Annotated in this window: 14 protein-coding genes; 12 read left to right on the top strand and 2 right to left on the bottom strand. The window is 71.1% G+C overall.

Annotation, left to right across the window (positions count from 1 at the left end; translation table 11 throughout):
• Window positions 1–20: 20 nt before the first annotated feature.
• Window positions 21–386, bottom strand: a complete 366-nt coding sequence (erpA, locus tag ACFQUV_RS21605; RefSeq protein ID WP_111383806.1) for an iron-sulfur cluster insertion protein ErpA — start codon at window positions 384–386, stop codon at window positions 21–23.
• An 81-nt stretch (window positions 387–467) separates the two neighbouring features.
• On the opposite strand from erpA, the gene ACFQUV_RS21600 reads away from it, so the two are divergent.
• From ACFQUV_RS21600 to surE, 11 genes are all read left to right on the top strand, one after another.
• Window positions 468–1,676 carry a deoxyguanosinetriphosphate triphosphohydrolase gene (locus tag ACFQUV_RS21600; RefSeq protein WP_129610766.1) on the top strand — a complete coding sequence of 403 codons (1,209 nt, stop codon included), beginning with the start codon at window positions 468–470 and terminating at the stop codon, window positions 1,674–1,676.
• 28 nt (window positions 1,677–1,704) lie between these two features.
• A complete protein-coding gene (argS, locus tag ACFQUV_RS21595; RefSeq protein WP_129610767.1) occupies window positions 1,705–3,507 on the top strand; it encodes an arginine--tRNA ligase in 1,803 nt (600 codons plus the stop codon).
• Between the two features lie 93 nt (window positions 3,508–3,600).
• On the top strand, window positions 3,601–5,322 hold the full coding sequence (locus ACFQUV_RS21590) for an SPOR domain-containing protein (RefSeq protein ID WP_129610768.1): 1,722 nt from the start codon (window positions 3,601–3,603) through the stop codon (window positions 5,320–5,322).
• Window positions 5,323–5,465: 143 nt separating this feature from the next.
• Window positions 5,466–6,488 (top strand): beta-N-acetylhexosaminidase, encoded by a 1,023-nt coding sequence (gene nagZ / locus ACFQUV_RS21585; RefSeq protein WP_129610769.1) that lies wholly within the window; start codon window positions 5,466–5,468, stop codon window positions 6,486–6,488.
• 131 nt (window positions 6,489–6,619) lie between these two features.
• On the top strand, window positions 6,620–7,453 hold the full coding sequence (locus ACFQUV_RS21580) for a ScpA family protein (RefSeq protein WP_129610770.1): 834 nt from the start codon (window positions 6,620–6,622) through the stop codon (window positions 7,451–7,453).
• 63 nt (window positions 7,454–7,516) lie between these two features.
• Complete coding sequence (gene scpB / locus ACFQUV_RS21575) at window positions 7,517–8,482, top strand: SMC-Scp complex subunit ScpB (RefSeq protein WP_129610771.1); 966 nt, start codon at window positions 7,517–7,519, stop codon at window positions 8,480–8,482.
• Between the two features lie 179 nt (window positions 8,483–8,661).
• Window positions 8,662–8,934: a twin-arginine translocase TatA/TatE family subunit gene (locus ACFQUV_RS21570; protein ID WP_129610772.1), complete on the top strand. Its 273-nt coding sequence runs from the start codon at window positions 8,662–8,664 to the stop codon at window positions 8,932–8,934.
• Window positions 8,935–9,190: 256 nt separating this feature from the next.
• Window positions 9,191–9,778 carry a Sec-independent protein translocase protein TatB gene (gene tatB / locus ACFQUV_RS21565; protein WP_129610773.1) on the top strand — a complete coding sequence of 196 codons (588 nt, stop codon included), beginning with the start codon at window positions 9,191–9,193 and terminating at the stop codon, window positions 9,776–9,778.
• Window positions 9,775–10,593 (top strand): twin-arginine translocase subunit TatC, encoded by an 819-nt coding sequence (tatC, locus tag ACFQUV_RS21560; protein WP_111388562.1) that lies wholly within the window; start codon window positions 9,775–9,777, stop codon window positions 10,591–10,593. The genes tatB and tatC overlap by 4 nt, the downstream gene beginning before the upstream one ends.
• A gap of 108 nt (window positions 10,594–10,701) precedes the next feature.
• A complete protein-coding gene (gene serS, locus ACFQUV_RS21555) occupies window positions 10,702–12,066 on the top strand; it encodes a serine--tRNA ligase (protein ID WP_129610774.1) in 1,365 nt (454 codons plus the stop codon).
• 73 nt (window positions 12,067–12,139) lie between these two features.
• On the top strand, window positions 12,140–12,904 hold the full coding sequence (gene surE, locus ACFQUV_RS21550) for a 5'/3'-nucleotidase SurE (RefSeq protein WP_129610775.1): 765 nt from the start codon (window positions 12,140–12,142) through the stop codon (window positions 12,902–12,904).
• A 367-nt stretch (window positions 12,905–13,271) separates the two neighbouring features.
• On the opposite strand, the gene ACFQUV_RS21545 is transcribed toward surE, so the two are convergent.
• Complete coding sequence (locus ACFQUV_RS21545) at window positions 13,272–13,658, bottom strand: response regulator (RefSeq protein ID WP_111388268.1); 387 nt, start codon at window positions 13,656–13,658, stop codon at window positions 13,272–13,274.
• 596 nt (window positions 13,659–14,254) lie between these two features.
• On the opposite strand from ACFQUV_RS21545, the gene ACFQUV_RS21540 reads away from it, so the two are divergent.
• A complete protein-coding gene (locus ACFQUV_RS21540; protein ID WP_111388267.1) occupies window positions 14,255–14,908 on the top strand; it encodes a protein-L-isoaspartate(D-aspartate) O-methyltransferase in 654 nt (217 codons plus the stop codon).
• Window positions 14,909–14,947 lie beyond the last annotated feature (39 nt).

Raw genomic sequence — 14,947 nt, 5'->3', positions numbered from 1 at the left:
GCCGGCGTCCAAACGGTCTCTCAGATTGTGAAGCTGGTGCCGCAGCCGCACGACGCCGAGGCGACCGGGTTGTCGATCTTGAACGAGGCGCCGATCAGGTCGTCGACGAAGTCGATCCTGGCGCCCGCCATGTACTGCATCGACACCGGGTCGATCAGCACCACGGCGCCGTCGCGGGCCAGCACCGTGTCGTCGTCGGCGCGCTCGCGCGCGAGATCGAACCGATACTGGAAGCCGGAGCAGCCGCCGCCTTCCACGCTGACCCGCAGCATCGCGCCGTCCGGCTCGGCGTGGAGGATCTCGCCGATCCGCCGCACCGCGCTGTCGGTCAGAGTCACGCCGGCGGGGGTCGCGCCGGGGATCGCGTCCGTCGTTGGCTCCGTCATGGGGTCTCGCATTGCCTGTGCCACCCTGAAACAGGTAAGTGCTGCCCGGTGGCGGGTCAATGTGGAGAGGTGGCGAGGGCGATGGCGGTCGAGGGAGCGTGCGCGCGGGCGCCGTATGCGGCCGACGCCAGGGCGAGCCGGGGCCGGCTCCATCCGGACCAGCCGAGCCCGGGACGCAGCGTGTTCCGGCGCGACTGCGACCGGGTGATCCACTCCACCGCGTTTCGGCGGCTCGCCCACAAGACGCAGGTGTTCGTCTATCACGAGGGCGATCACTTCCGGACCCGGCTGACCCACACCCTGGAGGTCACCCAGGTGGCGCGCTCGATCGCCCGGGCGCTCGGCCTCGACGAGGATCTGGCCGAGGCGTGCGCGCTCGCCCACGATCTCGGCCATCCGCCGTTCGGCCATGCCGGCGAGCGGGCGCTGGATCGCTGCCTCGCCGATCATGGCGGGTTCGACCACAACGCCCAGACGCTCGCGGTGGTGACCCGGCTGGAGCGGCGCTATCCGGCCTTCGAGGGGCTCAACCTGACGTGGGAGACCCTGGAAGGGCTGGTCAAGCACAACGGCCCGCTGCTGCCGCGGGCCGCGGAGGGGCGATCCTGCTGCGCTGCCGAAGACAAGCTCCCCGTCGTCATTCGGGACTATGTTGCGGTGCACGACCTGGCACTCTGGAGCTTCCCCAGCCTGGAGGCCCAGGCGGGGGCCATCGCGGACGATATCGCCTATGATGCCCACGACATCGACGACGGGCTGCGGGCCGGGCTGTTCGATCTCGACGTGGCGCGCGAGGTGGAAATTGTTGCGCACATCCTGGACGAGATTTGTGCGATGCACACCAATCTCGATCACGCCCGGCTCGTCCACGAGCTGATCCGGCGGTTGATCACCGTGATGATCGAGGACGTGGTCGCCGAGTCGCGGCGCCGGATCGCGGAGAAGTCGCCGGCCGACGTGGACGACGTCCGACTTGCCGACTCACCTCTGGTTGCGTTCTCGGCCACCATGGCGGCGGCCGACCGCGCCATCAAGGCGTTCCTGTGGACCCATATGTACCGGCATCCGCGGGTCATGCAGGTGATGGGGGCGGCCGAAGGCGTGCTGGCCGACCTGTTCGGGCGCTATGCGACCGATCCCGAGACCCTGCCGGCGGAATGGCGGCACGACCTGCCGGACGAGACCGGGGCGCGGGCGCGCCGCATCGCCGACTTCATCGCCGGGATGACCGACCGCTATGCGCTGATCGAGCATCGCCGGCTCTTTGACTCGACGCCGCAATTGCGGTAGGCCGCGCGATCCTCCATGGCGAAACAAAATGTTTGATAACACTGACGAAACCAGTCATGTGCCGGCCGCCGTCCTGCGCCGGGTCCAGGCCGCCCTCGATGCCCTGGTGGCGGCCGGTGGGCTCGCTCCCGATCTCGACCGCAGCCGCGTGCTGGTCGAGCCGCCGCGCGATGCGAGCCATGGCGATCTCGCCACCAACGCCGCCATGGTGCTGGCCAAGGACGCCGGCAAGAAGCCGCGCGAGCTGGCCGAGGCGATCGCCGGCCGGCTCGCCGCTGATCCCTGGGTGGCGCGGGTCGACATCGCCGGGCCGGGCTTCATCAACCTGACCCTGAAGCCGGAGATCTGGCGCGCCGCGCTGCGGTCCGCGCTCCTGGCCGGCTCCAACTATGCCCGTGGCACCCCGGGTGGCGCCCCGGTCAATGTCGAGTACGTCTCGGCCAACCCCACCGGCCCCATGCATGTCGGCCACTGTCGCGGCGCCGTGTTCGGCGACGCGCTCGCCAACCTGCTGGCCTTCGTGGGGCGGCCCGTCACCCGCGAGTACTACATCAACGACGCCGGGGCGCAGGTCGACGTGCTCGCCCGCTCGGCCTTCCTGCGCTACCGCGAGGCGCTGGGCGAGGATATCGGCCCGATCCCGGAGGGGCTCTATCCCGGTGACTATCTGGTGCCGGTCGGCCGTGCCCTGGCGGCCCGGTTCGGCGAGACGCTGCGGCATCGGCCGGAGGCCGACTGGCTGCCGGAGGTGCGTCAGGTCGCCGTCAACATGATGATGGCGATGATCCGCGACGACCTGGCGGCGCTCAATGTCCGCCACGACGTGTTCTTCTCCGAGCGGTCGCTGATCGAGGGCACCGACCGGGTCGGCGAGACCATCGCGGCGCTACGGGCCGAGGGCAAGGTCTACGAGGGCCGCCTGCCGCCCCCGAAGGGGGCGCCGCCGGAGGACTGGGAGGACCGCGAGCAGACGCTGTTCCGCACCACCGACTTCGGCGACGACATCGATCGGCCGCTCAAGAAGTCGGACGGCAGCTACACCTATTTCGCCTCCGACATCGCCTATCACGCCGGCAAGGTCGGCCGCGGCTTCGACGAGCTGATCGACGTGTGGGGTGCCGATCACGGCGGCTACATCAAGCGCATGCAGGCGGCCGTGACGGCGGTGAGCGGCGGGCGCGCCCGCCTCGATGTCAAGATCGTCCAGCTCGTGAAGCTGCTGCGGGCCGGTCAGCCCGTCAAAATGTCGAAGCGGGCAGGGGACTTCATCACGCTTCGTGAAGTGGTGGACGAAGTCGGCAAGGACGCCGTCCGCTTCATGATGCTGTACCGCAAGAACGACGCCGTGCTCGATTTCGACCTCGCCAAGGTGATCGAGCAGTCACGCGACAACCCGGTGTTCTACGTGCAGTACGGCCACGCCCGCGGCCGCTCGGTGTTTCGCCACGCCCGCGACGTCCTGGACGAGCTGCCGGAGGACTGGAAGGGCCCGGCCGCGCTCTCCCTGTGCCTGACGGGGGCGCCGCTCGATCGCCTCGACGATCCCGGCGAGATCGCGCTGATGCGGAGCATCGCCCAGTTTCCGCGCCTGATCGAGGCGGCGGCCGCCGCCCACGAGCCGCACCGGATCGCCTTCTACCTGTACGATCTGGCGAGCGACTTCCATGCCCAGTACACGCGCGGCGGCAAGGACTCGCCACATTTACGTTTCATTATGCAAGATGATCCACAACTGACATTGGCCCGTCTCGCGCTGGTTCAAGGTGTGATCACGGTGCTCTCCGTGGGGCTTGGTCTGCTCGGGGTCGATGCGCCTGACGAGATGCGGTGACCCTCGCCAGCGCGGTGGAAGTGCGGTTCTGCAGAAGGCGGAACGTCCGCGGCTTCCGCGGTTGAGTGGCACCGCGACCTGTGGCGGGCTGGCATGGCGGACGAGCGATATCGACGGACGGACGGAGCGGCAGCGACGGCGCGCGGAACCGCGAGGCCCGACCCTGCATCCGATCCGCTGGTCGAGCTGGCACGGCTGATCGGCCAGAACGATCCCGTGTCCTACCAGAGCGTGCGCTCGCCGCAGCCGCACCCGGAGGGTGAGAGGCGCGAGCCGCGGTTCGATCGCGGCGCCACGGTTCCGCGCCGGGCCGATCCGGCGCCGCGCCCGGCTGCGCCCGGCTATTCCGAGGCCGGCTATCCGGATTCCGGCTACCCCGATTCGCGCTATCCCGATCCACGTTCGGCCGATCCCCGCTATCCGGATGCGGCCTACGACGATCCGCGGGCCGGCCCCTACGAAGAGCCGGCGTTCGGGCGCGAGCCTCGCCAGCCCGATCAGCGCTACGACGGCTACACCGAGCCGCCGCGCCCGGCCGGTGACACCACCGGCCGGCTCGCCGGTCCGCCGTCCTGGCTGTCCGCCGGGCGGGCGAGCGAGCCGCCGCTTTCCGAGCCCGGGTGGTCGCCGCCGCGCCCGCGTGATGCCGCATCGGCCGCCGCCGGCTGGAGCACCGAGCCGGAGGCCGAGCCCGATCCCTTCGGCGGCCGTCCGCTCGACCATCGGGCGGCCGGGACCGAGCCGATGTTTCCGACCCACGCCGAGCCGCTCGGGCTCGGCCGCGGCGAGGCCGCGCCTCCGGCCGGCCGTGCCCCCGTCGACGATTACGATCCGCGCTACGCGCCCGCTGCCGACGGCGCCTATGAGAGCGGCGAGTACTACGATCCGGCGCGGGCCGCCCAGGATCGCTTCGCGCCGATCGCCGGACAGGCGCCCGACTATCCGGAGATGCCGCCGCAGCAGCGCCGCCGTGGCCTGATGGTGGCGGCCGCCATCATGGCGCTCGCCGTGGTGGGCACCGCGGGAGCCTACGGCTACCGCAGCCTCAAGGGCGAGAGCCCCCGCGACGGCGGCCCTCCGGTGATCCGCGCCGACGGAGCCCCCAAGAAGATCGCGTCCGCGTCGCAGGGCAGCAGCGGCGACAAGCAGATTTATGAGCGGGTCGGCGCCCCCAACGAGAAGGTGGTGCCGCGCGAGGAGCAGCCGGTGGCGCTGCGCGACCCGGGCGCCGCACCGCGCTTCCCGGATACCACCGCCAACGTGCCGCCCACCGTGAGCGCTCCGGCCACCGTGCCGGCCGCAGGGGCCGGCGACCCCAAGAAGATCCGCACCGTCACCATAAGGCCCGACGGCGAGCCGTCGGCGCCGCCCGCTCCGGCGGCGCGATCGGCGGTGCCGGCCGCGACCCCCGCGGCGCCCGCCGCGCCTCCGGCCGCTCGCCCGGTCCGGCCTGCCACGCCGGCGGCGCCGGCCGGCAGCGGCCCGATGCCGATCACCCCGCAGGCCGCCGCCCCGGCGCCGGCCCGCTCCGCCATGGCGACCCCGACCCCGAGTGCCGCCGAATCCGGCAACTACGTGGTCCAGCTCTCCGCCCAGAAGACCCCGGAGGAGGCCCGGGCCTCGTTCCGGGCCATGCAGGAGAAGTACCCGTCGGTGCTGTCGAGCCGGCAAGTGCTGGTGAAGAAGAAGGATCTCGGCTCCAAGGGCATCTACTACGGCAGCCAGGTCGGCCCGTTCGCCAGCCGCGACGACGCCGTCCAGCTCTGCGAGAGCCTCAAGGCCGCCGGCGGCAACTGCATCGTCCAGCGCAACTGATCGTCCGGACCCGCCGCCGGCTTCTGCATCCCGAGCGGGGGCGCTCGTACGCGCCTCCCGATTGCCGCATCACACGGGGATAAGTGCGCGCGAGCGTCGCTCCCGCCTGGATTTCGGCGCCGTGGACCGGGATAAACGGCGCCATGACGGCTCGATCGTTCATCACCGGCGTCGCCGGCCCGCGCCTCGGCGACGCCGAGCGGCAGTTCGTCCGCGCAGCCCGGCCGTGGGGCCTCATCCTGTTCAGACGGAATATCGAGAATCCGGGCCAAGTCACTGCCCTGATCGATGAATTCAGGTCCGAGTGCGGGTTCGAGGCGGCCGTCCTGGTCGATCAGGAAGGCGGGCGGGTACAGCGCCTCGGGCCGCCGCACTGGCCCGCCTATCCGGCCGGCGCCTGCTACGGCGCCCTGTATCGCCGCGATCCCGCCGCCGGGCTCGCTGCCGCCCGGTTGGGCGGCCGGCTGATCGCCGCCGATCTCGCGCCACTCGGCATCACGGTCGACTGTCTGCCGCTCGCCGATGTGCCGGCCCCGGAGGGCGATCCGGTGATCGGCGACCGCGCCTATGGGGACAGGGCCGAGGTCGTCGCCGCGGTGGCGGCGGCGCTCGCCGAGGGGCTTGCGGCCGGGGGCATTCTGCCGGTTCTGAAGCACCTGCCCGGACACGGCCGCGCCGCCTGCGACAGCCACCGGGCGCTGCCGGTGGTCGGCTGCGACCGCGAGACCCTGGAGCGCACCGACTTCGCGGCGTTCCGGCCGCTGGCCCGGCTGCCGCTCGGCATGACGGCCCATGTGGTCTACACGGCGATCGATCCGGACCGTCCCGCGACCCTGTCGCCGACCGTGATCGCCGAGGTGATTCGCGGCCGCATCGGCTTCTCGGGCGCCCTGATGACCGACGATCTCTCCATGGGGGCGCTGTCCGGCAGCCTCGCCGAGCGGACCCGCGGGGCGCTCGCGGCGGGCTGCGACCTGGCCCTCCATTGCAACGGCAATCTCGTGGAGATGGAGCAGGTTGCAGGGGAGGCGCCGGTGCTGTCCGGGGCTGCGGCGGGGCGCTGCGCGGCGGCGCTCGCGGCCCGTCGGTCCCCCGAGCCCGGCGATCTCGCGGCGGCGCGCACCACGTTTTCCCGTATGATCGCCGCTGCGGCCGCCGCATCGTGACGGAGGCCGACATGACGGGCGAGGGCGCGAACGATCCGACGTCGGCGGAAGGCGAGCCGACTGCGCATTCGGCTGTCCCGTCGCCAGGCGACCAGCCGGGCGGCCAGCCGCCGGGCGGCCAGGGAGGCGCGATGACCGACCAGACGGGCCAGTTCCCGACCGAGGTGGTCGACCGGGCGGCCGACGAGCCGGCCCTGATCGTCGACGTCGAGGGTTTCGAGGGACCGCTCGACCTGCTGCTCGCGCTCGCCCGCCAGCAGAAGGTCGACCTCGCCCGCATCTCGATCCTGGCGCTGGCCGAGCAGTATCTCGTCTTCATCGAGGAGGCGCGGCGGCTGCGGCTGGAGCTCGCCGCCGACTACCTGGTGATGGCGGCCTGGCTGGCCTATCTCAAGTCGCGCCTGCTGCTGCCGGCCGGCAGCGAGCCCGAGGGCATGAGCGCCACCGACATGGCGGCCGCCCTGGCGCTGCGGCTGAAGCGGCTGGAGGCGATCCGCGACGCCGCCGCCAAGCTGATGAGCCGGCCGCAGCTCGGCCGCGAGGTGTTCGGCCGCGGCGACCCCGAGCCGATCGAGGAGATCAGGCGGCCGGCCTGGTCGGCGACCCTGTACGATCTCCTCTCCGCCTATGCGTCACAGCGCCAGCGCCACGCGCTCGCCCATGTCCGCATGCGCAAGCGCAACGTGTGGTCTCTGGCCGATGCGCGCGTCGCGCTGGAGCGGCTGGTCGGCGGCGCCGCCGACTGGAGTGTTCTCGACTCCTTCCTGATCAGCTATGCGGTCGAGCCCACGATGCGGACGACCGTCTATGCCTCCAGCTTGGCGGCTCTGCTGGAGCTGGTCCGCGAGGGCGTGATGGACGTCCATCAGCCCACCGCATTCGCGCCCATCTATGTGCGCAAGCACGCGGCCGAGCCCGACGGGGATTCGCCGCCGCCGGCGGCGGCGGGCGAGACCATCCAGTAACCAGGGGAGGCCGGCATGAGCCGCGAAGGTTGGCGGATAGCGAAACTGGCCGAAGAGGCGACCATGATCCCCGAGAGCGACACGGGCCGGGGGACGGCCCCGGAGTCGGTGGCCGACGCGGGCGAGGTCGACTCCGCCCGCGAGGCCCCCGGGCCGGCGACCACGACCCCGGCAACCACGGACGATGCGGTGGCGGCACCGATCGACGCCGCCGACGCGCCATCCCCCGAGCCGGATTCTGCGACCGCGGCGGCCCCGGCCCAGCCCGAGGACGAGGTCGACGACGAGGCCCAGCCGGAGGACGAGGTCGACGACGAGGCCCAGCCGGAGGCGCGGCCCGACGAGCTGCGCCTGATCGAGGCGTTGCTGTTCGCCGCCACCGCGCCGCTCGACGAGAAGACGCTGGCCAAGCGGCTCCCGGCCGGCAGCGACGTTCATGCCGCGCTCAAGCGGCTCCAGCTCGAATATGCGCCGCGCGGCGTCAACCTGGTGCGGATCGGCAGCACCTGGGCGTTCCGCACCGCCAACGATCTCGCCTGGCTGCTCACCCACGAGGCGAGCGAGCCCAAGAAGCTGTCGCGCGCCGCTATCGAGACGCTGGCCATCGTGGCCTACCACCAGCCGGTGACCCGCGCCGAGATCGAGGACATTCGCGGCGTCGCGGTCGCCAAGGGCACCCTCGACGTGCTGATGGAGACCGGCTGGATCAGGCTGCGCGGCCGCCGCAAGGCGCCGGGCCGGCCGGTCACCTACGGCACCACCGATCAGTTCCTCTCCCATTTCGGCCTGGAGCAGCTCGGCGACCTGCCGGGGCTGGACGAGCTGAAGGGCGCCGGCCTGTTCGACGGTCAGCTTCCGGCCGGCTTCGGGGTGCCGTCGCCGTCCGACGATCCGGCGCTGCGCGAGGACGAGGAGCCGCTGGACGCGGTGGAGCTGGACCTCGGCCTCGCCCCGCGGGTCGAGGACGCCGCCGACGAGCCCGCCCCGCAGGCGAGCGCCGACGCGCCGGCCCGTCCGGAGGGCGACTGACGCCGCCGGCCGTCTCCGGCGGGGGTGGCGTGCGAAGAAGCCGCGGCAACCATCCGCTCCGCCGTACGCAATTCGGCGCCCGGCGGGTCCTTGTTTTTGACCCGTCGTCCGCCTAGGTTCTCGAACAAAACCGAAGGCGAGGCCGGCACACGGTGGCCCGTCGGTTGGAGGGTAGTCCGATGGGTTCGATGAGCATCTGGCACTGGATCGTCGTCATCGGCGTGATCCTGCTGCTGTTCGGTCGCGGCAAGATTTCCGAGATGATGGGTGACGTCGCCCAGGGCATCAAGGCGTTCAAGAAGGGCATGAGCGACGACGACACCGCCAAGGTGGAGCCCGCCAAGCCCGCCGAGCCGGTGCGGACGATCGATCACCAGGCGCCGCCGGCGTCCACCGTCCAGCCGGCCCAGACCGTCCAGCCGCCGCCGGCCGACAGCCGCAAGGTCGGCTGAGCGGGCCGCCGACTGCCGCCGCGTGGCGGTCCGGCGCCGACGCGCTTGAACCGCGGGGCGTTCTGCGGCAAACCGCTGGCGCGCCGCCGGCGTGTCGCCGCACCTCCGTTCGCCTCGCCTCCGATCAGTGTGACGGCCGGTCGGACGGCGGTACGCCAGGGCAATACGAGATCGATGGCGTGATCCGGCGTCGCCGCCGCGCATCGCGCCGGAGCGGGCCACGCGCCATCCCGGCGGCGTGACCGTCGGAGCCACGATGTTCGATATCGGGTGGAGCGAGCTGTTGCTCATCGGGGTGGTCGCGCTCATCGCGATCGGCCCGAAGGAGCTGCCCGGCGTGCTGCGCGCCATCGGCCAATGGACCGCCAAGATCCGCCGCATGGCGGGCGAGTTCCAGGGCCAGTTCCAGGAGGCGCTGCGCGAGGCCGAGATGGCCGACCTCAAGAAGCAGGTCGACGACATCAACGAGTCGGCGCGTGCCTTCGCCAAGTTCGATCCGCTGGCCGACGCCGCCAAGACGGCGACCCCGGCGGCGACCACGGCGGTGACGCCGAGCCCGAGCGAGACCACCCCGACCCAGGCGGCACCGAGCGATGTGGCACCGGGTGACGTGACACCGGGTGAGGCGAAACCGAGCGAGGCAGCGGCGCTGCCGCCGCCGGTTCCCGAGCCGACGCCGGTGCCGGCCGCCACCACCGAGCCGGTGTCGGCGGCCGCGGCTCCGCCGGTCGAGACACCCCCGTCGGCTGCGACTCCGACCATCGAGACCACGCCATCGGCCGTGCCGGCTCCGTCGGCCGAGACGGCGCCTGCGCCGCCCGCGCCAGGAGAGCGGCCCGCATGACCCACGAGGACATCGAGGCCACCAAGGCGCCGTTGATGGACCACCTGATCGAGCTGCGCGCGCGGCTGATCAAGTCGCTGGTCGCGTTCGCGGTCATGTTCGTGCTCTGCTTCGTGTTCGCCAAGCAGATCTACAACGTGCTGGTGTGGCCGTTCGTGTGGGTGGCCGGCCCGGAGAACTCCAAGTTCATCTACACGGCGCTGCTCGAGTACTTCATCACCCAGCTCAAGCTCGCCATGTTCGGGGCGGTGTTCCTCGCCTTCCCGGTGATCGCGACCCAGATCTACATGTTCGTGGCGCCCGGCCTGTACCACCACGAGCGGCAGGCGTTCCGGCCCTATCTGGTGGCGACCCCGGTGTTCTTCGTGCTCGGCGCGGCGGTCGTCTACTTCATGGTCATGCCCATGCTGGTGCGCTTCTCGCTCGGCATGCAGCAGCTCGGCAGCCCGGACACCGCCGACATCGCGCTGCTGCCCAAGGTGGGCGAGTATCTGTCGCTGATGATGAGCCTGATCCTGGCGTTCGGGGTCGCGTTCCAGCTTCCGGTGATCCTGACGCTGCTCGGCCGCATCGGCATCGTCACCGCCGACATGCTCAAGGCGAAGCGCCGCTACTTCATCGTCGGCGCCTTCGTGATCGCCGCGGTGCTGACGCCGCCCGACGTGCTCTCCCAGCTCTCCCTGGCGCTGCCCCTGATGGTGCTCTACGAGGGCGCCATCGTGGCGGTCCGCATCGTCGAGAAGCAGGCCAAGCCGGATCGGACCGCGACCACCACGACCGGCGACGGCGGCGACACGGCGTCGACCGCGGCCTGAGCGGGCCGCCCGTCGCGGCCGGGGAACGGGCGAACCATCACGGGCGAACCTCCGCCGGGATGCTATAAGGGCCTCCCGATTCCCCGTCCGAGTTCCCGAGCGACCGCCATGTACGACATCCGCTGGATTCGCGAGAACCGCGCCGCCTTCGATCGCGGGCTCGCCCGCCGGGGCCTCGCGCCGCTCTCCGACGACCTCCTCGCCCTCGACGACCGCCGCCGTGCCGCCATCCAGGCGCTGGAGGCTGCCCAGGCCCGCCGCAACGCCGCCTCCAAGGAGATCGGCGAGGCCAAGAAGCGCAAGGACGAGGCCGCCGCCAAGGCCCTGATGGACGAGGTCGCCGGGCTCAAGACGGCGATTCCCGACCTGGAGAAGGAGGAGCGGGCCGCCTCGGCGGCGCTCGATGCGGCGCTCGCCCAGGTGCCCAACACGCCGCTCGACGACGTGCCGGACGGCGCCGACGAGCGCGACAATGTCGAGCACCATCGCTTCGGCGCGCCGCCGGCGCTCGGCTTCGCGCCGCGCCAGCATTTCGAGCTGGGCGAGGGCCTCGAGCAGATGGACTTCGAGGCGGCGGCGCGGCTCTCCGGCGCCCGCTTCGTGGTGCTCAAGAGCAAGCTCGCCCGGCTGGAGCGCGCGCTCGCCCAGTTCATGCTCGATCTGCACACTGGCGAGCACGGCTATACCGAGGTGTCGCCGCCGCTGCTGGTGCGCGATCACGCCATGTTCGGCACCGCGCAGCTGCCGAAGTTCCTGGACGACCAGTTCGCGGCGCTCGACAATGAGGCGCTGCGGCAGATCGTCGAGGCATCCGGCGCGACGACGGCGACCGCCACCGACCCGCAGGGCGGGGTCGCGTCGCGGCTGTGGCTGGTGCCGACCGCCGAAGTGCCGCTGACCAACCTGGTGCGCGAGCAGATCGTCGAGGAAGCCGAGCTGCCGCTGCGCATGACCGCCGGCACCTACTGCTTCCGCGCCGAGGCGGGGGCGGCCGGGCGCGACACCCGCGGCATGATCCGCCAGCACCAGTTCTACAAGGTCGAGCTGGTCTCCATCACCACGCCGGAGCAGAGCCGCGACGAGCACGAGCGCATGCTGTCCTGCGCCGAGGAGGTGCTGCGCCGGCTCGGCCTGCACTACCGCGTCGTCACCCTGAGCACCGGCGACATGGGGTTCGCGTCGCAGAAGACCTACGACATCGAGGTGTGGCTGCCGGGGCAGGGCATGTTCCGCGAGATCTCGTCCTGCTCGGTGTGCGGCGACTTCCAGGCGCGCCGCATGGGCGCCCGCTATCGCACGGCGGAGAACCGCGCGGTGCGCCACGTCCACACCCTCAACGGCTCGGGGGTGGCGGTCGGCCGCGCCCTGATCGCCGTGATGGAGAACTATCAGCAGGCCGACGGCTCGATCGTGGTGCCCGAGGTGCTGCGGCCGTATATGGGCGGCCTGACCGTCATCGAGGCGGGCGCGTGAACTCTCTCGTCACGGCCCTGTCGGATGCCGCCGTCAGTCCGGGGCGCGAGCTGAATTGGAACGGACATCACTGATGCGCATCCTGGTCACCAACGACGACGGCATCCATGCGCCGGGCCTGGAGGTCTGCGTCGAGATCGCCCGCGCGCTCTCCGACGACGTCTGGGTCGTGGCGCCGGAGTTCGATCAGTCGGGCGTCTCGCATTCCTTGTCGCTCAACGATCCGCTGCGGCTGCGCGAGATCGACCCGCGCCGCTTCGCCGTGAAGGGCACGCCGACCGACTGCGTCATCATGGGGGTTCGGCATATCCTCGCCGACAAGGGACCCGACCTCGTGCTGTCCGGCGTCAATCGCGGCTCGAACGTGGCCGAGGACGTCACCTATTCGGGCACGATCGCGGGCGCCATCGAGGGCACCATCCTGGGCGTGCCGTCGATCGCGCTGTCGCAGAGCTACGGTGCCGAGACGCGGCAACAGCCGCACTGGGAGACGGCGCTGCGGCATGGACCGGACCTGATCCGCCGGGTGTTGGAGGCTGGCATCCCGCGCGACGTGCTGGTCAACGTCAACTTCCCGGACCGCGCCCCGGAGGCCGTCACCGGCGTCGCGGTGGCGAGCCAGGGCAAGCGCGACCAGGAGTGGATTCGCATCGATCCGCGCCACGACGGCCGCGGCAATCCGTATTTCTGGATCGCCTTCGCGCGCGGCCCGCGCCCGGCGCCGACCGGCGGCACCGATCTCGGTGCGCTCGCGGCCGGCCGCATCACGGTGACACCGCTGCGCATCGACCTCACCGACGAGCCGTTCATGACCCGGCTCGCCGACGTGCTCGGGTGAGGGCGATGAGGGCGGGTCGCTCGCTCGGACGTTCGCGAGGGCGTAGTAGGGCGTAGCCCAGCCTTGCAGCGACGGCCGGGGCCGGCACTCGCGGAGTCCCGATACTGTTTTCGGGTGATCAGTGGGCCGTCATTCCGGGGCGCCGCGAAGCGGCGAGCCCGGAATCCAACGGCGAACGCGGAGCTCTCGGCTGGCTTCCGGATAGCCGCTTCGCGGCTTCCGGAATGACCAGCGAATTGATCAGCCGGATCTTCCATCCTCCGGGTGCGGGCCTTCCGTCGCGAAAACTCCCCGTCTCCAGAAAATAAAAGCCCGGGCCGAGAGAGCGGCCCGGGCTTGATGGCGCGGCGGCGGAGAACGTCGCGGCTCAGGCCGGCGAACGCTCGAACGCCTGCGTCAGAATCTTGCTGAGATTTTCCTGCTGGAACGGCTTCTGGAGGGTCGGGCGGTTCATGAACCGCTCGGGCAGGCCGCGCTCGCCATAGCCGGTGGCGAACACGAAGGGCAGGCCGCGCTCCTCCAGGATCTCCGCCACCGGGCTGACCGTCTGGCCGTTCAGGTTCACGTCCAGGATCGCCATGTCGAATTCGCCGGTCCGGGCGAGCTTGATGGCATCGTCGATGCGGCCCACCGCACCCGCGATGGTGTAGCCGAGGTCGTCGAGCATGTCCTCCAGCAGCATCCGGATCATGATCTCGTCCTCGACGACGAGGATGTTCTTGGTCTCGGCGGCCCCGTTTCCTGCCTTGTCCATCGTGCTCCGTCCTGTCTGGCCCGTTCGGTCGGCGTACTGTCGGAATCGCCTCCGGTCGCATCGGAGTGTCCCGTCGGAGTGTCTCGTCGGAGGGCTCCCAGGATGTGAGTCCCGGGTTTGACGAGACCTCGTGGGCACACGACTCGCGGACACACTACGTGTGAACACACGACCCGTGAGCACCACTCGTGACCATGCGATCCGCCGAACGCGGGCCCCGGATACTCGGCTCGTGGGCACCGTTTCGTGGATCGGCATGCTCGCTCGTCAGCCGGCCGCCGCGCCCCATGGGAACGCGAGGATTGCCTTCCGAACGTCAATACCCCGAAACACAAGTCGCTCGGGTCGAAAAGGTTCCCCGCCTGCGCCGCATTCGTGGACCCGATCGGCCGTCGTGCCGCCGCCCGAGCAATCCCTGGTTACGCCAGTTCTCTCTTGGGTGATAGGCTCGGAATGGGGCAAATTGGCGATAGGCCCGCGCGGTTTCGCCGCGGACCATGTTCGACGGACGTGCGGCTCGACTTGTGAGCGGCTCGCACGGCGTGCGGCCCGAACGGCGTGCGGCTCGACTTGCGTGCGGAAGGAACACGGCCGCCATGACGACGCTTGCCGACCGAGGAATCGGCCGAATGGAGTTCCTCCTCAATCTCCGCCGCCGCGGCATCACCGATGCGGCCGTGCTGCGCGCCATGGACGAGGTGCCGCGTGAGAAGTTCGTGCGGCCCGAGGACCTCGACGTCGCCCATCTGGACCACGCGCTGCCGATCGCCTGCGGCCAGACCATCAGCCAGCCCTACGTGGTCGCCTACATGACGGAGCGCCTCGGGGTGGCGCCTCACCACCATGTGCTCGAGGTCGGCACCGGCTCCGGCTATCAGGCCGCGGTGCTGTCGCGCCTGGCCCGCCGTGTGGTCACGGTCGAGCGTTACCGCACGCTCGCCGACGCGGCGCTCGCCCGCTTCGGGGCGCTCGGCTATGGCACCATCGAGGTGGTAGTGGGGGACGGCCTCGCCGGCGTGCCGGAGCATGCGCCTTACGACCGCATCCTGGTGACAGCGGCGGCCGAGACGATTCCCCGCGCCCTCGTGGAGCAGCTCGTCGACGGTGGCATCATGGTGGTGCCGCTCGGCCCTCACGATGGCGTGCAGATCATCGTGCGGCTGACCAAGCGTCCCGACGGGCTGGTGCGGGAGAACCTCATCCCGGTGCGCTTCGTGCCGCTGCTGCCCGGCCGGGCGCGCGAGCTGTAGGGCAGGGCGGGGGTTCGCACCCGGGATGCCGTGCGGCGT

The sequence above is a fragment of the Rhodoplanes sp. P11 genome, from assembly GCF_964266735.1.
Classification (GTDB): domain Bacteria; phylum Pseudomonadota; class Alphaproteobacteria; order Rhizobiales; family Xanthobacteraceae; genus Rhodoplanes; species Rhodoplanes serenus.
Note: the sequence above shows the minus strand (reverse complement) of the source record. Positions and strands in the feature narration are given on the sequence as shown.